Annotated in this window: 18 protein-coding genes; 8 read left to right on the forward strand and 10 right to left on the reverse strand. The window is 73.9% G+C overall.

Features of this window, described 5'->3' with window-relative positions; genetic code table 11:
* Positions 1-96: 96 nt before the first annotated feature.
* Positions 97-978, reverse strand: a complete 882-nt coding sequence (locus tag ACFPYL_RS00650) for an SGNH/GDSL hydrolase family protein (RefSeq protein WP_379149326.1) — start codon at positions 976-978, stop codon at positions 97-99.
* Positions 979-1,136: 158 nt separating this feature from the next.
* Between ACFPYL_RS00650 and mptB the strand changes: the two genes are divergently transcribed.
* Entirely contained in the window at positions 1,137-2,585 is a 1,449-nt protein-coding gene (gene mptB, locus ACFPYL_RS00655) for a polyprenol phosphomannose-dependent alpha 1,6 mannosyltransferase MptB (RefSeq protein ID WP_379149328.1), read from the forward strand.
* Here mptB and ACFPYL_RS00660 read toward each other — a convergent pair.
* The 6 genes from ACFPYL_RS00660 to ACFPYL_RS00685 form a co-directional block, all read right to left on the reverse strand.
* On the reverse strand, positions 2,540-3,661 hold the full coding sequence (locus ACFPYL_RS00660) for a glycosyltransferase (RefSeq protein ID WP_379149330.1): 1,122 nt from the start codon (positions 3,659-3,661) through the stop codon (positions 2,540-2,542). The genes mptB and ACFPYL_RS00660 overlap by 46 nt on opposite strands.
* Positions 3,662-3,668: 7 nt before the next feature.
* Positions 3,669-4,781, reverse strand: coding sequence for a glycosyltransferase family 4 protein (locus tag ACFPYL_RS00665; RefSeq protein WP_379149332.1), 1,113 nt, complete (start codon positions 4,779-4,781; stop codon positions 3,669-3,671).
* 75 nt (positions 4,782-4,856) lie between these two features.
* Positions 4,857-5,777 (reverse strand): pseudouridine-5'-phosphate glycosidase, encoded by a 921-nt coding sequence (locus tag ACFPYL_RS00670; protein WP_379149334.1) that lies wholly within the window; start codon positions 5,775-5,777, stop codon positions 4,857-4,859.
* Complete coding sequence (locus tag ACFPYL_RS00675) at positions 5,774-6,871, reverse strand: carbohydrate kinase (protein ID WP_379149336.1); 1,098 nt, start codon at positions 6,869-6,871, stop codon at positions 5,774-5,776. Before ACFPYL_RS00675 ends, ACFPYL_RS00670 begins: the two co-directional genes overlap by 4 nt.
* Positions 6,872-6,929: 58 nt before the next feature.
* Positions 6,930-8,150, reverse strand: coding sequence for a YibE/F family protein (locus ACFPYL_RS00680; RefSeq protein ID WP_379149338.1), 1,221 nt, complete (start codon positions 8,148-8,150; stop codon positions 6,930-6,932).
* 53 nt (positions 8,151-8,203) lie between these two features.
* Complete coding sequence (locus ACFPYL_RS00685; RefSeq protein WP_379149339.1) at positions 8,204-9,028, reverse strand: GNAT family N-acetyltransferase; 825 nt, start codon at positions 9,026-9,028, stop codon at positions 8,204-8,206.
* A 46-nt stretch (positions 9,029-9,074) separates the two neighbouring features.
* Between ACFPYL_RS00685 and ACFPYL_RS00690 the strand changes: the two genes are divergently transcribed.
* Entirely contained in the window at positions 9,075-9,719 is a 645-nt protein-coding gene (locus ACFPYL_RS00690; RefSeq protein ID WP_379149341.1) for a LysE family translocator, read from the forward strand.
* A 1-nt stretch (position 9,720) separates the two neighbouring features.
* Here the strand turns inward: ACFPYL_RS00690 and ACFPYL_RS00695 are convergent, their stop codons facing one another.
* A complete protein-coding gene (locus tag ACFPYL_RS00695) occupies positions 9,721-10,191 on the reverse strand; it encodes a hypothetical protein (RefSeq protein ID WP_379149343.1) in 471 nt (156 codons plus the stop codon).
* Positions 10,192-10,324: 133 nt separating this feature from the next.
* Between ACFPYL_RS00695 and ACFPYL_RS00700 the strand changes: the two genes are divergently transcribed.
* Complete coding sequence (locus ACFPYL_RS00700; protein WP_379149345.1) at positions 10,325-11,221, forward strand: response regulator; 897 nt, start codon at positions 10,325-10,327, stop codon at positions 11,219-11,221.
* Positions 11,218-11,595: a response regulator transcription factor gene (locus ACFPYL_RS00705; protein WP_379149347.1), complete on the forward strand. Its 378-nt coding sequence runs from the start codon at positions 11,218-11,220 to the stop codon at positions 11,593-11,595. The genes ACFPYL_RS00700 and ACFPYL_RS00705 overlap by 4 nt, the downstream gene beginning before the upstream one ends.
* 2 nt (positions 11,596-11,597) lie before the next feature.
* On the opposite strand, the gene ACFPYL_RS00710 is transcribed toward ACFPYL_RS00705, so the two are convergent.
* Positions 11,598-13,130 carry a PucR family transcriptional regulator gene (locus tag ACFPYL_RS00710; RefSeq protein WP_379149349.1) on the reverse strand — a complete coding sequence of 511 codons (1,533 nt, stop codon included), beginning with the start codon at positions 13,128-13,130 and terminating at the stop codon, positions 11,598-11,600.
* 58 nt (positions 13,131-13,188) lie between these two features.
* On the reverse strand, positions 13,189-13,797 hold the full coding sequence (locus tag ACFPYL_RS00715) for a TetR/AcrR family transcriptional regulator (RefSeq protein ID WP_379149351.1): 609 nt from the start codon (positions 13,795-13,797) through the stop codon (positions 13,189-13,191).
* 57 nt (positions 13,798-13,854) lie between these two features.
* Here ACFPYL_RS00715 and ACFPYL_RS00720 point away from each other — a divergent pair, with 57 nt between their 5' ends.
* Genes ACFPYL_RS00720 through ACFPYL_RS00735 form a run of 4 tightly spaced genes read left to right on the forward strand, consistent with a single transcriptional unit; the run spans position 13,855 to position 18,909 of the window.
* Complete coding sequence (locus ACFPYL_RS00720; protein ID WP_379149353.1) at positions 13,855-15,189, forward strand: cytochrome P450; 1,335 nt, start codon at positions 13,855-13,857, stop codon at positions 15,187-15,189.
* A 14-nt stretch (positions 15,190-15,203) separates the two neighbouring features.
* Entirely contained in the window at positions 15,204-16,412 is a 1,209-nt protein-coding gene (locus tag ACFPYL_RS00725; RefSeq protein ID WP_379149355.1) for an acyl-CoA dehydrogenase family protein, read from the forward strand.
* The gene (locus ACFPYL_RS00730; protein ID WP_379149357.1) at positions 16,409-17,392 is read left to right on the forward strand and encodes an acyl-CoA dehydrogenase family protein; all 984 of its coding nucleotides are present in this window, start codon (positions 16,409-16,411) and stop codon (positions 17,390-17,392) included. The genes ACFPYL_RS00725 and ACFPYL_RS00730 overlap by 4 nt, the downstream gene beginning before the upstream one ends.
* Positions 17,389-18,909, forward strand: coding sequence for a class I adenylate-forming enzyme family protein (locus tag ACFPYL_RS00735; RefSeq protein ID WP_379149359.1), 1,521 nt, complete (start codon positions 17,389-17,391; stop codon positions 18,907-18,909). The genes ACFPYL_RS00730 and ACFPYL_RS00735 overlap by 4 nt, the downstream gene beginning before the upstream one ends.
* The last annotated feature ends 17 nt before the right edge of the window (positions 18,910-18,926 follow it).

The following is an 18,926-nucleotide window of genomic DNA, read 5'->3' on the forward strand; positions in this document are numbered from 1 at the left end:
CATCGGGAGGAGTCCCGATATCGCGGTCAGATACGCCGCGCTCAACGAATTCTGAGGTGCCTCAGTCGTCGTACGACGGATCCGGTTGCGAGGGGTCTACGCCCGGGCCGGGTGGCCGGTTGCATCAGGTTGCGAACTTTTTTCGGGGATCGGCGGGTGGTGCCCGAACGGCACGCTGTCGGCGTACCCCCGCGAGTAGCCCAGCGCCGCGAGCACGCTCGGCAGCATCGCCTTGGCGGTGCGGCGGTAGCCCGCGCCGGAGGGGTGGAAGCGGTCCAGCGCGAACATCTCGTCGGGCTGGGTGATGAAGAACGGCCCGACCACGTCCGCGAGCGAGACCGCGTGGCCGCCGAGCTCGGTCGTCGCGTCGCGCTGCACGGCGGCCAGCTGGCGCGAGGCCCGAGCGCCCAGGGAGCGGAGCGGCTGCGGCAGCGGCTGGAGCGCGCCCAGGTCGGGGCAGGTGCCGACGACCACGCCGGTGCCCCCGTCCCGCAGGGCCCGGACCGCGTCGGCGAGGTGGCGGCGCGACTCCGCGAGCCGGACCCGGTGGGTGATGTCGTTGCCGCCGACCACGATCACCGCCACGTGCGGCACGTACGCCGGGGGCAGGGAGGCGAGCTGGGCGGCGAGGTCCGAGCTCTCGGCGCCGACGACGGCCGCGGTGTGCAGCCGCACGGCCCGCCGGGTCGCCTTGGTGAGCCGGCGGGCGAGCTCGCCGCCCAGGGTGTTCTTCGGGTCGTCCGCCCCGAGGCCTGCGGCGATCGAGTCGCCGAGCAGCACGAGGTCGATCGGGTCGCCGTACTTCTTCTTGTAGACGCGGTCGGCGGCGAGCGCCTCCTCGCCGAGCGGCTTGCCGATCACCCGGCGGGCGATCCGGGCCTGGGCCTTGAGCGTCGTCACGGCCGCGACCAGCGCGACCAACGTGAGGACGGCTCCGGCCGCGAACGAGCCGAGGACACGGCGCCAGCGGAGGTCCATGCCCCTACGGCAACAGCGCGATCGGACCGGACGGTCACGCGCGGTGGGACGTCGGGTGAGCAGCGGGTGTACGCCCGGGGCAGGTCGACACGCAGTCTTGGCGCGTCGTTCAACCGGACGTCGGGTCCCGGGCCGACGCCCTTCCTACGGTGTGCTCCGTGATCCTTCGGGGAGCCATCGGCTCGACACTGGTCCTGGTCGGCGGGCTGGTCACCCAGGTGCTCCCGTGGACGAGCCCGGTCGCCACCGCCCCGGTGCTCGAGACCCTGCGCGAGTCGCAGGCCGGCCGGATGACCGGGCTCGTGGTCGTGGTCGGCGGACTGGCGATGCTCGGCTCGGCGTGGCTGCGACTGCTGGCGGAGATCAACCCCGACCACGGATCCCTCCAGGGAGGCGCGACGGCGCTGCGCCTGCGTCTCGTGCACAAGGCCACCGCGGCGTGGAGCCTGCCGCTCCTCCTCGCGCCGCCGATGTTCAGCCGGGACGGCTGGAGCTATGCCGCCCAGGGCGCCCTGACCCACATCGGCCTCTCGCCGTACATCTGGACGCCGAGCATCTTCGACGGCCAGATCCGCGAGGGCGTCGACCCGCTCTGGATGAACACGCCGACGCCGTACGGGCCGGTGCCGCTGGCCTGGGGCTCGATGGTCGCCGGCATCTCCGACAACCCGTGGCTGATGGTGATCGGCTACCGGCTGCTCGGGGTCGTCGGGCTGCTGCTGCTCGCGTGGGCGGTGCCCAGGCTCGCCGCCCGGACCGGGCAGGACGTGGCCCGCGCGTCAGCGCTGGTGCTGGCCTGCCCGCTCACGGTCGTGCACGGGATCGGCGGCGTCCACAACGACCTGGTGATGGCCGGCCTGATGGCGGCGGCGGTCGCCATCGCGTTCGACCGGCCCTGGGTCCTCGGTGCCGCCCTCGCCGGCGCCGCGGCCGCGGTGAAGCTGCCCGGCGGCGTGGTCGCCATCGGCGTTGCCCTGGTGTCGCTGCCGACGATGGCTGCGCTCGCGCCGCGGCTGCGCCGGCTGACCTCGGTCGGCGCCGTCGCGGTCGGCGTGCTCGTCGGGACCGGCGTCGTCATCGGCGTCGGGATCGGTTGGATCCACGCCCTCGACACCCCCGGGATCGTGCGCACGCCGCTGTCGATCAGCACCCAGGTCGGCGCCCAGCTCGGCAGGTTCGGGCGGATCGCCGGCATCGGCCCCGTGGAGGACCATGCACTGAGCGTCGTCCGGACGCTGGGTCTCCTGGTCGCCATCGGGATCGCCGTCTGGATGGCGCTGCGCGGCCGCACCGGCGACCAGTCCGACGTCGTGCGCTCGATGGGCCTGCTGACCCTCGCGGTGGTGCTGCTCAGCCCGGCCGTGCACGGGTGGTACCTGCTGTGGTCGCTGCCGTTCCTCGCGTCCTACCGCTGGGGCAGGCCCGGCGACGAGGCGCTGCGGGACGCCGCGCTGCTGCTCGGAATCGTCGCGCCGCTCGACTCCAGCCTGCGCGGTGCACCCACCGAGATCCTGGTGGTCGCGATCCTGGTCGTGATGACCGCGATCCGGCTGCGGATCGCTCAGGCGGGGCACGCCCGGCGGTCGAGGTCGTCGCTGGCCGCGTGAACGGCGAGCATCGCGTCGACCGTCCGTGACCACGGGAACAGCTCGGCCCGGCGTCGCGCGCCGGCGCGGGTGAGCGCTCGCGGCCGGTCCGCGACCCGCAGCACGGCGTCGGCCAGGGCGGACGCGTTCGGTGCGGCCCAGTCGCCGCTGGAGCCGTCGACGAGCTCACGGGCGCCGCCGACGTCGGCCGTGACGACAGGGGTGCCCGAGGCCAGCGCCTCGAGCACGGCGAGGCCGAACGTCTCGGCCGGGCAGACCGAGAGGGCGACGTCGGCCCGGGCGACGCGCGCCGCCAGGTGCTCACGGCTCGCGACGTGGCCGTGGAAGAAGACGGGCGCGGTCCCGGCGAGCTGCTCGAGCTCGCCGCGGTGCGGCCCGTCGCCGTACACGTCCATGCGCAGGGGTACGCCGCGGCGGTGCAGCTCGACCGCGGTCGCGACCGCCAGGTGCGGGCTCTTCTCGCGGGAGAGCCGGCCGAGGTGCACGAGACGCAGCACGTCGGCGTCGTGCGCCGGGCCGGCCGGGTGGAACGTGTCGGTGTCCACCCCGAGCGGCACCCGGTGGATCGGCGTGCCGACCCGGGTCGCCGGGGTGGCGAACTCACCCAGGGCGTAGCGCGACGTCACGACGATGGCGTCGAAGCGCCGGACCAGGATCCGGTTGAGCGCACCGATCGAGACGACCGAGGTCGTCGTGCGCCGGGTGCGCAGCGCGAGCATCGCGTCGAGGCGCTCGTGGGAGAAGAGGACCGAGCGCACGCCGTTGCGCCGGGCCCAGCCGGCCACCGGCAGTAGGGTCGTCTTGTCGGAGACCTCGACCGAGGTGGGCCCGAACTCCTCGAGCGCCTCGATCACCCGCCACGGCTCGACGAGCAGGCGGTAGCCCCCGCCCACGCGCGGGGCCCGGAGCTGGACCACGTCACCGTGCGCGGTGCTGACCCGCGCGTCGCGGGAGCCCGGGATGACGAGGAGCCGCTCGGCACCGGAGGCGACGTACCCGGCGCCCAGAGCGTCGACGGCGTGCTTCATGCCTCCGGAGGTGGGTCCGACGAAGTTCGCGAGCTGCGCGATCCGCATCGGTCGCTCAGGCCGCGGCCGCGGTGCCGGCCAGCACCGCGCGGTAGTGCTCGTCGACGAGCTCGCCGACGACGCCGGACCAGGTCCGGCCCGACACCGCCGCGCGCGCCTCGGCCGCCAGGTCGTGCCGCAGCCCCGGCGAGGCGAGCAGCGTCGCGATGCTGCCGCGCAGCGAGCCGAGGTCGGTCGGGTCGAAGAGCAGGCCGGTGCGCCCGTGGTCGACGAGGTCGAGCGGGCCCCCGGCGGCAGGGGCGACCACCGGGACGCCGCTGGCCTGGGCCTCCTGGACCGTCTGGCAGAAGGTCTCGTGGTCGCCGGTGTGCACGAAGACGTCGAGCGAGGCGTACGCCGCCGCGAGGTCGTCGCCGCGCAGCATGCCGGTGAAGACGGCACCCGGCAGCTGGCGCTGGAGCTCCTCACGGGCGGGACCGTCGCCGATCACCACGAGCTGGACGCCGGGCAGGTTGGCGACCACCGCCAGCCGGTGGATCTGCTTCTCGTGGGCCAGGCGGCCGACGTACCCGACCGCGAGGCGCGAGCCGTCGGTCCAGCGCTGGTGAAGGAACCGGCTGCGCCGGCTCGGGTCGAAGAGGTCCAGGTTGATGCCACGGCGCCACAGGTGCAGGTCGCGGACACCCATGGCCGCGAGCTGGTCCTTCGAGGCGGTCGACGGCACCAGGGTGCGGTCCACGCGGCGGTGCAACCGACCGACCCAGCGGTCGACCACCAGGTCGGCGCGCAGGCCGTACTGCCGGGCGAAGCCGGCGATGTCGGTCTGGTAGACCGCGACCGTCGGGATCCCGAGCCGGCGCGCGGCGCGCAGCCCGACCACGCCGAGCGCGATCGGGGACGCGAGGTGCACCAGGTCGGGACCGAAACGGTCGAGGCTGTGCCCCACGGCGGCGTCGGGCAGCCCGATCGGGAAGGACCGGTAGCCGGGCATGCCGACCGAGCGGACCCGCACGACCGGCACCCCCTCGTACTGGGCCGGCCCGGGTCCGGGCGCGACGACCAGCACCTCGTGGTGGGAGTCGACGAGCTCGTCGACGACGTGCCGCACCGTGTTGGAGACGCCGTTCACCTGAGGCAGGAAGGACTCGGTCACGATCGCGACTCGCATGTCCTTCACGCTGGCCGCGGCGGGTGAACGGTCGGTGACCTCCCCGGAAGGGTCGTGCGAAGTCCCGACGGCGGGCTACTGGCCGGCATACGCTCCCGCGATCGCCGCGCCGAGGCGGGCGTTGTGCCGCACCAGCGCGATGTTGGCGGTCAGCGAGGTGCCGCCGGTGATCTCGACGATGCGGCCCAGGAGGTACGGCGTCGCGTCCTTGCCGTGGATGCCGAGGGCGTCCATGTCGGCGAGCGCCTGCTCGATGATCGCGCCGATCTCCTCGGCCGGGATCTCGTCCTCGACCGGGATCGGGTTGGCGATCACGATGCCGCCGTCGAGCCCGAGGTCCCACTTGGCGCGCATCACCGCGGCGACCTCGGCGGCGGTGTCGACGCGCATCGGGGCCGCGTGACCGCTCGAGCGCGAGTAGAAGGACGGGAACTCGTCGCTGCCGAAGCCGAGCACCGGCACGCCCAGCGTCTCGAGGGTCTCGAGGGTGAGGCCGATGTCGAGGATCGACTTCACGCCGGCGGAGACGACGGCGACCGAGGTCTGGCCGAGCTCGGTGAGGTCGGCGCTGACGTCGAAGGTCTGCTGGGCGCCGCGGTGCACGCCGCCGAGGCCGCCGGTCACGAAGACCCGGATGCCGGCCATCGCCGCGAGGCGCATGGTCGCGGCGACGGTCGTCGCGCCGTGCCGGCCGCGCGCGACGACGTACGGCAGGTCGCGGACGCTGACCTTGGTGACGTTGCCGTCGCTAGCCAGCAGCTCGAGCTGGTCGGGCGAGAGGCCGATGCACAGGCGGCCGTCGAGGATCGCGATGGTGGCCGGCACGGCGCCGTGCTCGCGCACGATGCCCTCGACCTCGGTCGCCATCGCGACGTTCTGCGGGTAGGGCATGCCGTGGCTGATGATCGTGCTCTCCAGCGCCACGACCGGGCGGCCGGCGGCGAGCGCATCGGCGACCTCGGGAGCGATCTGGAGTGCCGGGTGGGGGGTGCTCATGCGGTGGTGCTCCTGACGAGTCGGTCGGTGAGGTCGGGACGGACGGTATGGGGGCTGGCGATGGTGAGCGCGGCCGCGGCGTGGCCGTACGCCGCGGCGTCGGGCGGCTCGGCCCCGTCGAGCAGGGCGTGGCAGAAGGCGGCGAGCATCGCGTCGCCGGCGCCGGTGACGTCGACGACGTCGGCCGGTACGGCGTCCAGGACCTGGGTGCCGGACGCCGAGCTGAGCAGCGAGCCGCCCGCGCCGAGCCGCACCCAGACCAGCTCGACACCGCGGTCGTGCAGCGCGCGGGCGGCCTTCTCGACCTGTCGCGCCGTGCGGGTCGGGAGGTCGGTGAGGGCGGCGAGCTCGTCGCGGTTGGGGGTGATCGCGTGGATCGGCCGGTCGGCGGCGACCAGGTGCGCGAGGGCCGCGGCCTTCGGGACGCTGACCGGCTCCAGCACGACGCGCACGCCGGCGGCACCGGCCAGGTCGAGCGCGAAGGCCAGGGTCTCGGTGGCGAGGTTGCCGTCGAGCACGACCAGGGCGGCCGCGGCGATCAGGTCGCGGGCGGCATGGACGTGCTCGGTCGACAGCTCGTCGGTCGCGGCCATGTCGGCGACGGCGACGACGAGCTCGCCGTCGGCGTCGAGCACGGCCGTGTAGGTGCCGGTCGCGCGGGCGGAGCGGCGTACCTGCTCGACGTGGACGCCCGCCCCGGAGGTGGCGGCCAGCACCTGGTCGCCCAGGCCGTCGGCGCCGATCGCGGCGACCAGGTGGGTGCGGGTGCCGAGGCGCGCGAGGTTCTCGGCGATGTTGCGCCCGACGCCGCCGGCCGACATCGCGGCCGTCCCGGGGTTGCTGGTCGCCGCCACGACGCTCCGGCGGCTGCGCGCCTTCACGTCCATGTTGGCGCCACCGACGACGACCACGTACCGCTGCTCGCTGAGCACGTAGCCCCGACCGAGGATGACGCCCTTCTTGCCGAGGTTGGAGAGGTGCACGTTGACGGCCGCCCGGGTCGTCCCGAGCTCGCGAGCCAGCGCGGCCGAGCCGATCAGCGGGTCACGGCGCAGCAGCGCGACGATCTCCTGCTCGCGCTCGGTCAGACTCATGCTTGTCAGCATAAGCTATGCTTACTCCGACAAGGTCTCGATACGCTCGCTGCGCTCGCTACTCGACCACCGAAGGCGCGGGTCGGGCCGTGGCGACCACGAGCGTCGCGATCGCCGTCGTCAGCGGGACCGCGAGCACCAGGCCGATGCTGCCGGCGAGGGTCCGCACGACCTCCTCCGTGATGTCCTCGGTGGTGAGCAGGACGTCCCACGGCAGGCCGTAGAGCCGGAGGATGAGCAGCACGGCGAGCGCTGTGCCGGCGTACGCGAAGACGATCGTGTAGATCGTCGAGGCGATGTGGTCGCGACCGATCCGCATGCCGCTGGCGAAGAGCCGCGCGCGGCTCATGGCGGGCGACGCGGCGCGGAGCTCCCACACCGCCGACGACTGGGTGATCGTGACGTCGTTGAGGACGCCGAGCCCGGCGATGAGCGCAGCGCACGCGAAGAGCTCGTGGAAGCTGAGGTCGCCGACGAGCGCGGACAGGATGCCGGCCTGCTCGTCGGCGATGCCGGTCAGGCGGGTGGCGCCCGTCGCCACCACACCGATGCCGGCGATGACCAGGACGCCGGCGAGCGTGCCGGCCAGGGCCGCGCTGGTGCGCAGCGAGAAGCCGTGGGTCGTGTAGAGGACGACGAACATGATCAGTGCCGCGGCCGTCAGCCCGACGGCGACGCCGGAGGCGCCGGTGAGCAGCGCCGGCAGCACGAAGCGCCAGATGACGACACCGGTGAACGCCAGCCCGACGAGCGCGAAGAACCCCCGCCAGCGGGCGACCAGCAGCACCAGCCCGACGAAGACCGCCAGCAGGATGAGCAGCGGGCGGGTGCGCTCGGTGCCGAAGTAGGAGTACGTCGCGTCCGCGCCCTGGCCGCCCGGGATGCGCTGGAGCCGCACCTGGTCGCCCGGCGTGAGGCCCGAGTCGACGACCTGCGGCGAGACCTGGACGGTCGCCCGGTCTCCCCGCCCGGCTCCGTCGTCGATGGTGACCTCGATGCGGCCGCAGTCGCTGTCGGAGCCGATCTGCTCGGCCGTGCACGGGGCGCCGACGGTGTCCACGGTGGCGGTCGGGAACGTGACCCCGGGCGCCGCGAACGAGGCGTCCTCGGCGAGCTCGTCGACCCGTGCCGAGTCGGGCCAGAGCACGAGGAGCCCGACGACCGCCGCGATGCCGGCCAGCGCCAGCGCGCCGAGGAGCAGCAGGCGCGGCCCGCGCGGCACCTCGAGCTCGGCGTCCCGGCCCGCACGGTGCGACCCGTGCGAGTGTCCGGCGCCCATGGCGCCATCCTCCCCCGGGTCGCGTCGGTTCAGTCACCGACCCCAGGGTCTGCTCAGGCCCACCGTCCGCGGGTCCCGTGGCGCACGAACCCGAGGCTCCGGTAGAGCGCACCGGCCGGGTTGTCGAGGTTGACGGTCAGCCACGCGGGACCGGCGTCCTCGGCGGCCAGCGCACCGAGGGCGCGGGTGACCAGGTGCGCCCCGAGCCGCCGGCCGCGCCAGGCGGGCACGACCCCGACCTGGTCGACCCAGCTGCCGAGCACGTTGAGGAACGCGACCGGCCCGCCGTCGGCGTCCAGCACCACGGCGGACACGTCGCGGCGCCACTCGTCGTCCTCCTCGAGCTCCTCGAGCCACTCGTCGCGGCTCGGGTCGGGGAAGCCGGGGCGGTCGGCGAAGGAGCCGACGTACGCCGCGAAGAGGTCGTCGCGCGACGCGTCCGTGACGGGAACGACGGTGACACCGTCGGGGAGCGGGACGTGGGGCACCGTCGCGAGGTCGTGGCGCAGCACGTCCTCGGCGAAGACCCGCTCGAGGCCGGCCCGGGCGTAGAGCCGCTCGGCGGCCGGCGAGACGTTCTCGCAGGTGACGACGAGCGGGCGGTCGCCGGCCTCGGCCCGTGCCCACGCGACCAGGTTGCGCCCGTGTCCGCGGCCCCGGTGGCCGGGGTGCACGAGGCCGCTGGTCGCCGCGGCGTCGGTGCCGACGACCACGTTCGCGCTCGCCACCAGGACTCCGTCGCCGTCGCGGATGTCGAGGGTCTTCCCGGACGCCAGCCGCGCCCGGAGCATGCCGTCGTCGGTCAGCAGCGGCAGGCCGCCGTCGGCGTCGAGGCAGGCCCGCGCCAGGACCCGCAGCTCGTCGAGGTCGCTCGTCACGCGAAACAGTGTGCATGCGGGTCGCCGCGGGCCGCACAATGGCGCCGTGCCGACGACCAACCAGTGGCTCGCCTTCGTGGTGGCCAGCGCCCTCTTCATCCAGGTGCCTGGCCCGAGCCTGCTCTTCACGATCGGCCGCGCCCTCACCGTCGGCCGCCGCGACGCGCTGCTCTCGGTGCTGGGCAACGCGCTCGGCGTCACCACCCAGGTCTTCCTGGTTGCCATCGGGCTCGGCGCCGTCGTGGCGGCCAGCACCGAGGCCTACACGGTGCTGAAGATCGCCGGCGCGGCGTACGTCGTGTGGCTGGGCATCCAGGCGATCCGGCACCGCGCCGACGCCCGCGCCGCGCTCGGCGCCGTCGACCACCTCACGGTCGCGCGGGTCTCCTCGCTGCGGTCGCTGCGGATCGGCTTCACCGTCGGCCTCACCAACCCGAAGACGATCGTCTTCTTCGTGGCCTTCCTGCCGCAGTTCGTCAACGAGCCCGCCGGCCACACCGGCGCCCAGCTCGCCCTGCTCGGCCTGGTCTTCGGCTCGATGTGCGTGGCGTCCGACTCGGTCTGGGCCCTGGCGGCGAGCCGGGCGCGCGACTGGTTCGCCCGCCGCCCGCAGCGCCTCGACAAGCTCGGGGTCGCCGGCGGCGTGATGATGATCGGCCTCGGCGCCACCATGGCGGTCGCGTCCGAGTAGGTCAGGCGGCCGCGGAGGCGCGGAGCAGCAGCTGGAGGGCCGTGTCGCGGACCTCGGCGAGCTCCGCGGGCGTGAGGTGCAGGTCGTCGGCGAGGTCGACGACCGAGCGGTTCTCGATGAAGAAGCCCTCGACCACGCTGCGCTCCAGGTCGGGCAGCCCCACGACCAGCGCCGTCACCCTCGCGAACCGGGGTGGCAGGGCGGGGGCGGGCACGTCCACGTCGGTGCCGTGGAGACGCGTGAGCTCGTCGGCGAGCGCGCTCCGTACGACGACGGTCAGCACCGCCTCGGCGTACGCGCCGTCCGCGTCGGTCGCACTCCGGTAGTCGAGCGCGGCACGCCGGCCGACCCGCTCCAGGTGGGCCCGGTCGATGGACGACGGCACCCGGTGCATCAGCTGGTCGACGAGCCCGCGCACGGTCAGGTCGTCGTCAGCGAGTCCTCGCGGGCGTTGCGTCGTTCCGAGATCCACCGTGCTCCTTGGGTAGCCGCCGAAGTGTTACCGAGGAGTCTGCGGAGTCGCTGATGAGGCGCGCGTGAAGGCGGTGGTGAGAGTCGTGCAGAAGTTGTGAAGATCGGCCGGTCGGCGGCCTAGGGTGGGCCGCGTGACCCGGGTCCTGGTGGTCGACGACGAACCGCAGATCGGTCACGCCATCCGCACCGCGCTGGAGCGCGACGGCGACGAGGTGCTCCTCGCCGGCAGCGGGGTCGCCGGCGTCGACCTCGTCGCGACCAGCCGGCCCGACCTGTTGATCCTCGACCTGCACCTCCCCGACATCGACGGCACCGAGGTGGTGCGCCGGGTGCGGCCGTGGTTCGCGCACCCGATCCTGGTGCTCTCCGGTGCCAGCGACGAGGACAGCAGGGTCGCCGCCCTGGACGCCGGCGCCGACGACTTCCTGGGCAAGCCGTTCGGGCTCGCCGAGCTGCGGGCCCGGCTCCGTGCGCTCCAGCGTCGCTCGGCGGGCGGCGCGGACGACACGACGCAGCGCCGGTACGGCGACCTGGTGGTCGATCTCGCCGGTCGGACGGTGCGCGTCGCCGGGCAGGAGGTGCTCCTGACGCCGACCGAGTGGCGGCTGCTCGTCGCCTTCCTCGCCAACCCGGGAGCCCTGCTCACCCACCACCGGCTGCTGGCCGAGGGCTGGTCCACGAGCTACGGCGACGAGACCCGCCAGGCGCTGCGCACCCACATCCGCTCGCTGCGCGCCAAGATCGGCGACCCGGCCGCGGACCCGCTCTACATCCGCACCGAGAGCGGCGTCGGCTACCGCTGGGTGGCGACGGAGGGATCCGGCGCACCCGGGACGGGCGCGCCGGGCGCGGCCGCCGCCGCCGACACGGTCCACGACCTCAGCAACGCGTTGACGGGGCTGCGGCTCGCCGTCGACCTCGCCCAGATGGAGGCCGACCCGCCGCCGTACCTCGACCAGATGTCGACCTTCGTCGACCAGGCGGTCCGCCTGGTCGGCGACCTCGAGCGCGCTCGGGAGGCGCCATGAGCCACGTCGTGGTCGCTGACGACGAGCCCGGCCTGGGCGACCTGCTCGAGCTGGTGCTGCACCGGCTCGGCCACGACGTCGTCGTCGTGCGGTCCGGCGCCGCGGCACTGGCTGCCTGCGCCGAGCGGGTGCCGGACCTCGTGATGCTCGACGTCGGCATGCCGGGCGAGCTCGACGGCCTCGAGGTCACCCGGCGGCTGCGGGCCGACCCGGCGACCACGCGGGTGCCGGTGCTGCTGCTCACCGCGCGGCGCACCGAGGCGGACGTCGCCGTGGGGTTCGAGGCGGGGGCCAGCGACTACCTGGTTAAGCCGTTCACGGCTCGCGAGGTGTCCGACCGGGTGACGGCGCTGCTGGAGGCCACCGGGTCCTAGGGCTACAGCTCGCGGCCCTGGTCGTAGGCCAGCAGCGCGACCCCGAGGGAGAGCCGGGACGCCGGGTCGTCGAGGGGGTGCCCGACCAGGTCCTCGAGCCGGCGCAGGGCGGGGTAGAGCGAGGTGCGGTTGCGGTGCGCCGCCCGGGCCAGCTCGGCCTTGTTGCCGCCGACCGCGAGGAACTGCCGGAGCAGGTCGACCAGCCCCGACCCGTGCCGCGCCTCGTGCTCGAGCAGCCGGCCGAGCTCGGCCTCGGCGAACTCCTGGACCCGCGCGTCCTCGCGCAGCGACATCAGCAGCCCCGGCAGCCGGATGTCGCTCTGCCGCACGCATCCGTCGTACGCCGGCAGCGTGCTCGCGACGTCGGAGACGACCCGGGCCGAGCGCAGCGACGTCGCGGACACGAGCACGCCGTCGACCGGCGGACCGGCGGCGAGCACGGCGTCCGGCTCGACGGCGGCCAGCGCGCGGGCCGCGGCGTCCAGGTCCACGTCGGCCGGGACCAGCAGCCCCACGTGGACCGCGTCGAGCACGCCGACGAGGCCGGGCACCTCGGTCAGGGCGGCGACCAGCCGCTCGACCGGTGCCTCGGAGCGCAGCCGGGCGACCACGCCGACGTACGCCGGCGACTCGGGCACGCCGAGCGCGCGCAGCCGCGCGGCCGCGGCGGCCTCGGTGCCGAGCCGGCCGTCGAGGAGGTCGAGCAGGAAGCCGCCGTGCACGCGCAGCTGGATCGAGGTCTCGTCGCGCTCGATCATCCGGCCGAGCTCGAGCGCCTGCGCGGCGCGCTCGGTCACCAGCCGGGCACGCGCCCGGTCGTGCGGGACCGTCAGGACCAGCCGCCCCCAGGCACCGCCCTGGATCCCGACCGGGGTGGTCAGCCAGCCCTCGGGGCCACCGACCTCGGTGCCGTGCGGGAAGGGGGTGAGCCGCGAGCGCCGCTCCCAGTCGACGAGCAGGCGGTCGACCGGCTCGTCCCGCGGCGCCGCGACGAGCACCCGGCGGGAGAGGTCCTCGAGCACGACCGAGCCACCGGCGAGGTCGGCGGCGGCCTCGACCAGGCGCTCCATCGGCGCCCGCGCCAGCCCGAGCCCGGTGAACGTCTCGTGCACCTGGCCGGCGAACCGGACCTCCTCGAACTGCTCGGCCACGATCGCCCGGTGCACCTGCTCGGTGACCTCGACGAAGCGGACCTTGCGGTTGAGCACCACCACCGGCAGCCCGGCCGCTCGGGCCCGCCGCAGCGCCGACTCCGGCACCGAGGGGTACGCCGCGCTGAGCTCGACCACCAGCCCGGCGGCCCCGACCTCGACGAGCTGCCCGACGAAGTCGGCCGCCGCGTCGGCGGAGGCGGCCATGCCCAGCCCGGTGGTCAGCACCAGCTCGTGCCCGGAGAGCACCGCGCCGACGTCGCGGACCTCCGAGACGTGCACCCACCGCAGCACGGTGTCGAGCCCGGCCTCGCCGCCCAGCACCGCCGGGTCGCCCGCGGCGAGCACGGGCAGCGCGAGCGCCTCGCGGACGGTGACGGCCATGCGCCGAGCCTACGACGGTGCGTCGCCCGCTGACGCCGTACGCCGACGAAGCGTCGCGTCAGCGGTAGAGACCGAGGAAGCTCCGGGCGGCGATCGCGACCAGCTCGTCGGGCGTCGCGTCGACCGCGCCGTCGAGCCACGCGGTCACCAGCTCGGCGACCCCGCCGATGAAGAGCAGCCCGGCCAGCTCGTCCTCGGCGCCGCTGCGCGGCGCGAGGTCCAGCTCGCCCGCCGCCTCGGCCGTCCGGTGGGCGAAGTGCCGCATCAGCTCGGTCCGACGCGGTCGCAGCGCCGGCATCGCGGCCGCCTCGACGATCGCGACCCGGCCCTTGCGCGGGTCGTCGACCAGCAGCTGCACGAAGGCGCTGACCGAGGCGACGGCACGGGCGGCCGGCTCGGTCCCGGCGTCCTCGGCGGCCTGGTGGGTGGTCGTCTCGATCTCGGTGGCGACCTCGTCGAGCACGGCGGTCAGCGCGGCGTCCAGGTTGGCGAAGCTCTCGTAGAAGTAGCGCTCGGACAGGCCGGCCCGTCCGCAGACGTTGGTCATCGTCGTGCTCACCGCGGGGTCGGCCCACACGGCGAGCGTCGCCTTCAGCAGCCGGGCCCGGCGCTCGGCGGCGCGCTCCTCCGCGCTCACGCCGCGGTAGACGCCTGACTGGACGGCCATGGCAGCAGCGTCTCACAGAAGGTTGACAGGGCATCCTTCCTGATTCAGGGTGTGACCATGACCACTCCGCTGCTGGAGATCCCTCGACAGCACCGCGAGGACCGGGGTCTGCCCCTCCTCGGCCGGATCTTCGAGTACGCACGCGACCCGGTCGCGATGATGCGCCACCAGTACGACACCTACGGCCCGGTCGCGCCGTTCAAGGCGCTCAACAACGAGGCCGTCATGCTGCTCGGACCCGACGCCGTCGAGGCCGCGCTGGTCAACAAGGACAAGGCGTTCGCCAACCAGCCGGCCTGGACCCGCCTGGTCGGGCCCTTCTTCGGCGGCGGCCTGATGCTCATCGACTTCGACGAGCACCACGTGCACCGGCGGATCATGCAGGAGGCGTTCACGCGCGACCGGCTCGAGGCGTACGCCGCCCGCATGCACCCCGCGATCGAGGCGGGCATGGCGGAGTGGGACACCGACGCGGGCTTCCAGGCGTACTGGAAGCTGAAGCAGCTGACGCTCGACATCGCCGCCGACATCTTCATGGGCGGCGCGGAGTCCACGAGCCGCGAGGAGATGGAGGAGGTCAACCGCGCCTTCATCGCCTGCGTCCAGGCCGCGGCCGGCATCATCCGCGCCGACGTGCCGTACACGCGCTGGGGCCGCGCCTACCGCGGCCGCCGGGTGCTCGAGGAGTTCCTGCGCGGCTACCTGCCGGCGCGCCGGGCGACCCGCACCGACGACATCTTCTCGGTGCTCTGCCACATCGAGACCGAGGACGGCGAGCGGTTCACCGACGACGACGTCGTCAACCACATGATCTTCCTGATGATGGCCGCGCACGACACCTCGACCATCACGACGTCGACGATCCTGCAGTACCTCGGCCAGCACCCGGAGTGGCAGGAGCGCTGCCGTCAGGAGTCGCTGGCGCTCGGTCCCGAGCCGACGCTGGCCGAGCTCGAGGCGCTCCCGTCGATCGACCTGGTGATGAAGGAGGCGCTGCGGCTGCGTGCGCCCGTGCCGGTCGTCGTGCGCAAGACGGTGAAGGAGACCGTCGTCCAGGGCGTGCGGATCCCGGCCGACAAGGACGTCGTGGTCGGCATCCAGCTCTCGCACCTGCTCGAGGACTACTGGACGAACCCCACCGAGTGGGACCCGGACCGCTTCTCCCCCGAGCGCCGCGAGGACAAGTCGCACCGGTTCGCGTGGTCGCCCTTCGGTGGCGGCGTGCACAAGTGCATCGGCCTCTACTTCGCCGGCGCCGAGGTCAAGGCGATCATGCACCGGCTCCTGCGCGGCTACCACTGGAGCGTCGACCCGTCGTACGTCGCCCCGCTCGACAACCACTCGCTCCCCTTCCCCAAGGACGGGCAGCCGATCGACCTCGTCCGCGACTAGCCCGAGAGGCCACCATGGACTTCGACGACACCCCGGACGAGGCCGCCTGGCGCAGCCAGGTGCGCGCGTTCCTCGAGGAGCACCGCAGCGAGCTCGGCGAACGGACCGGGCGGCGCGAGCTCGACGACGTGACCGCGCGCCAGCGCCAGGCCCTGCTGTACGACGGCGGGCTGGTCGGCGTCACCTGGCCGACCGAGGCCGGCGGCCAGGGCGGCACGCCGATGCAGCAGGCCATCATCGACCAGGAGATGGCGCGCGCCGACGTACCCGGTCTGATCAACCTGATCGGCATCGGGATGTGTGGGCCCACCGTCATCCACCACGGCAGCGACGACCAGCGGTCGCGCTACCTCCGGCGGCTGCTGCGTGCCGACGACGTCTGGTGCCAGCTCTTCAGCGAGCCGGCCTCCGGCAGCGACCTCGCAGCGCTGCGGACCAAGGCGGTGCGCACCGAGGACGGCAGCTGGCGGATCAGCGGGCAGAAGGTGTGGACGACCCTGGCGCACGTCGCCGACTACGGCATCCTGCTCACCCGCACGGACCCCGACGTCGCCAAGCACCGCGGCCTGACCATGTTCGTCGTGGACATGAAGGCGCCCGGCGTGACCGTGCGACCGCTGCGCCAGATGAGTGGTGGCGCGGACTTCAACGAGGTCTTCTTCGACGACGTGGTCGTGCCGGACAGCGAGCGCCTCGGCGACGTCGGGGACGGCTGGCGGGTCGCCCTGACCACCCTGATGAGCGAGCGCCTCTCCCTCGGCGGCGGCGGCACCGAGATCGGCGCCAGCGCCGTGACCGTCGTCGAGCACGTCGCCGCGCACCTCGACGCCCTGCCCGAGGGACGGCAGGCCCTGGCCCGCCAGCAGCTCGGGCGGTCGTACGTCGCCGCGCTCGCCAACCGCTACACGGGCTACCGGCTGCTGTCCAAGATCAGCAAGGGCGAGCTGCCGGGTCCGGAGGCGTCGGCCGGCAAGCTCTCCGGCACCCAGGTCGCCCGCGACCTCGCCGACCTCGCGGTCCGCGTGCTCGGCCACGACGCGGCGTACGCCGCCACCGCCGACGGCTCGCGCGGGTGGCAGGACCTCCAGGCCGTGCTGCCGGGCATGGCCATCGCGGGCGGCACCAACGAGGTGCTCCGCAACATCATCGGCGAGCGGGTGCTGGGCCTGCCCGCCGAGCCGCGCGCCGACAAGGGCATCACGTTCAAGGAGAGCCTCGCATGAACTTCGACCTGGACGACGAGCAGCGCGACCTCGCTGCGGCGGCCCGAGACTTCCTGGTGAAGGCCGCGTCGCCGAGCGACTCGCGGGCCGCGCTCGACGACGGCGCCGACGTCGCGCCGGGGCGGGCCGCGCTCGTGGAGAGCGGCTTCGCGACCATCACGGTGCCCGAGGACGCCGGCGGCGGTGGCGGGTCGGTGCTCGACCTCGCGGTCGTGGCGGAGCAGGCCGGCCGGGTGCTCGCCGGGCCGTCCTTGGTCACCTACGCCCGCGCCGCCGTGCTGCTCGCCGGTGACCAGGAGCGTCTCGCGGCCCTCGCCGACGGCTCGCTGGCGGTCGCCGTCGTGGACGGGTCCGCCCCGACCCTCGACGCGGCTGGTGCCGAGCAGTTCCTGGCGCTGAGGGGCGACGAGGTGGTGCTCGCCGGTGGCCGGGCCACGGTCCGGGACGCGATCGACCCGACGCGCGGGCTGGGCGACGTGGAGCTCGGCGACGACCTCGCGGTCGTGGCCACCGATGCCCGGCTGCGTTGGGAGCACGCCGAGCGCGTGGGCCGCGTGGTGCTGGCCGCAGAGGGCCTCGGCGCCGCGAGCCGCGCGCTCGAGATCGGGGTCGAGTACGCCCAGCAGCGCATGGCCTTCGGTCGCGCGATCGGCTCCTACCAGGCCGTGAAGCACTCGCTGGTCGACGTCTACGTGCAGGTCGAGCAGCTCAGGTCGCTGGTGTGGTGGGCCGCCTGGGCGGCCGACCAGGCGCCGGACGAGCTGCCGCTCGCCGCGGCCGCGGCGAAGGCGGCGTCGGCGACCACGCTGGAGCAGGCCGCTGAGACGGTGGTCCAGGTGCACGGCGGGATCGGCTTCACCTGGGAGCACGACGCCCACCTCTTCTGGCGACGGGCGAAGGTGGACCGGTTCCTGCTCGGTGACGACGTCGACGCGTACGACGAGGTCGCCCGGCTCGCGATGGCGCAGGTGTCGGCATGAGCGGGCTCGGCGAGCACCACCTGGCACTGCTCGCGGAGCAGTCCCTCGAGCGTCTCGGCAACTACGACCAGCTGCTCTTCGAGGGCACCTGGCACACCTCCGGCGAGATCCTCACCCGCGCCCGGCGGACGGCGTCGGGGCTCGCGTCGCTGGGCATCGGACCGGGCGACCGGGTCATCGTGCTGACCATGAACACCCCCGAGGTGTTCGTCGGCTACCACGCGATCTGGCGCGCGGGTGCGGTCGTGACACCGGTGATCTTCCTGCAGACGCCGACCGAGCTGCGCCACATCCTCGAGAACTCCGGGGCGAAGGCCGCCATCGTCAGCCCGGAGCTGGTGCCGATGGTCGTCGGCTCGGCGGAGGGGCTCGACCTGCAGCTGATCGTCGCGGGCGACGTACCCGAGGGCGTGGACGCGGTGACGTTCTCCTCGCTCGAGGAGCACGAGCCGGGCGAGATCGTGCCCCGGGCCGACGACGACCTCGCGGCCCTGCTCTACACCGGCGGCACCACGGGTCGCGCCAAGGGCGTCATGCTCAGCCACCACGGGCTGTGGCACGCGGGCCGCGGCATGAACGACGTCGCCCGGACCACGGGGACCACCCGGTCGCTGCTCCCCCTGCCGCTGTCGCACGCCTTCGGCCTCAACGTCCTGGTCGCGGGGCTGCACTCAGACCGGCAGCACGTGTCGGTGATGCAACGCTGGTTCGACCCGCAGGGCTGGCTGGAGCTGGTGCAGGAGCACCGGCTGGAGACCAGCCCGGTCGTGCCGTCGATGATGCAGATGTTGCTCGACCAGCCGTACGCCGACTACGACCTGGGCTCGCTGGTCTCCTTCGGCTCCGGTGGCGCGCCACTGCTGCCGCACCTGCGCGAGAAGGTGGAGACCGCCTTCGGGGTCACCATCCTCGAGGGCTACGGCCTCACGGAGAGCACGGCGATCGCCACGGCCTCGACGGTCGACGACAACCGTCCCGGCAGCGTCGGCAAGCCGGCGCCGCACGTCCGGCTGGCGATCCTCGACCCGCTCGGAGCCCCGGTCGCCACCGGCGAGGACGGCGAGATCTGCATCGCCGGGCCCGGCGTGATGATGGGCTACTGGCAGGAGCCCGAGCAGACCGCGGCGGCGATCGTCGACGACTGGCTGCACACCGGCGACGTCGGCCACCTCGACGAGGACGGCTTCCTCTACGTCGTCGACCGGGTCAAGGACCTGATCATCCGCGGTGGCTTCAACGTCTTCCCGCGCGACGTCGAGGACGTGCTGGTCGGCCACCCCGCGGTCTCCGCGGCGGCTGTCGTCGGCCGGCCCGACGCCAAGAGCGGCGAGGAGGTGATCGCGGTCGTGTCGCTGGCGCCCGGCGCAGAGGCGACGCCCGAGGAGCTGATCGAGTTCGCCCGGTCGCACCTCGCGAAGTACAAGTACCCGCGGGAGGTCCTGGTGGTCGACGCGGTGCCCCTGACGAGCGTCGGCAAGACCGACCGCAAGGCGGTGCGCACGCTCGTCCGCGAATGATCGACTGACGGTCTGTC

Origin of the sequence: Nocardioides hankookensis (genome assembly GCF_042658885.1) — a bacterium.
Classification (GTDB): Bacteria; Actinomycetota; Actinomycetes; order Propionibacteriales; family Nocardioidaceae; genus Nocardioides; species Nocardioides hankookensis.

Coding starts and splice junctions, on each gene's coding strand:
- ACFPYL_RS00650 (WP_379149326.1), bottom strand. CDS start 978: ATGGACCTCCGCTGGCGCCGTGTCCTCGGCTCGTTCGCGGCCGGAGCC.
- ACFPYL_RS00660 (WP_379149330.1), bottom strand. CDS start 3,661: ATGCGGATCGCGCAGCTCGCGAACTTCGTCGGACCCACCTCCGGAGGC.
- ACFPYL_RS00665 (WP_379149332.1), bottom strand. CDS start 4,781: ATGCGAGTCGCGATCGTGACCGAGTCCTTCCTGCCTCAGGTGAACGGC.
- ACFPYL_RS00670 (WP_379149334.1), bottom strand. CDS start 5,777: ATGAGCACCCCCCACCCGGCACTCCAGATCGCTCCCGAGGTCGCCGAT.
- ACFPYL_RS00675 (WP_379149336.1), bottom strand. CDS start 6,871: ATGAGTCTGACCGAGCGCGAGCAGGAGATCGTCGCGCTGCTGCGCCGT.
- ACFPYL_RS00680 (WP_379149338.1), bottom strand. CDS start 8,150: ATGGGCGCCGGACACTCGCACGGGTCGCACCGTGCGGGCCGGGACGCC.
- ACFPYL_RS00705 (WP_379149347.1), top strand. CDS start 11,218: ATGAGCCACGTCGTGGTCGCTGACGACGAGCCCGGCCTGGGCGACCTG.
- ACFPYL_RS00710 (WP_379149349.1), bottom strand. CDS start 13,130: ATGGCCGTCACCGTCCGCGAGGCGCTCGCGCTGCCCGTGCTCGCCGCG.
- ACFPYL_RS00715 (WP_379149351.1), bottom strand. CDS start 13,797: ATGGCCGTCCAGTCAGGCGTCTACCGCGGCGTGAGCGCGGAGGAGCGC.
- ACFPYL_RS00720 (WP_379149353.1), top strand. CDS start 13,855: ATGACCACTCCGCTGCTGGAGATCCCTCGACAGCACCGCGAGGACCGG.
- ACFPYL_RS00725 (WP_379149355.1), top strand. CDS start 15,204: ATGGACTTCGACGACACCCCGGACGAGGCCGCCTGGCGCAGCCAGGTG.
- ACFPYL_RS00730 (WP_379149357.1), top strand. CDS start 16,409: ATGAACTTCGACCTGGACGACGAGCAGCGCGACCTCGCTGCGGCGGCC.
- ACFPYL_RS00735 (WP_379149359.1), top strand. CDS start 17,389: ATGAGCGGGCTCGGCGAGCACCACCTGGCACTGCTCGCGGAGCAGTCC.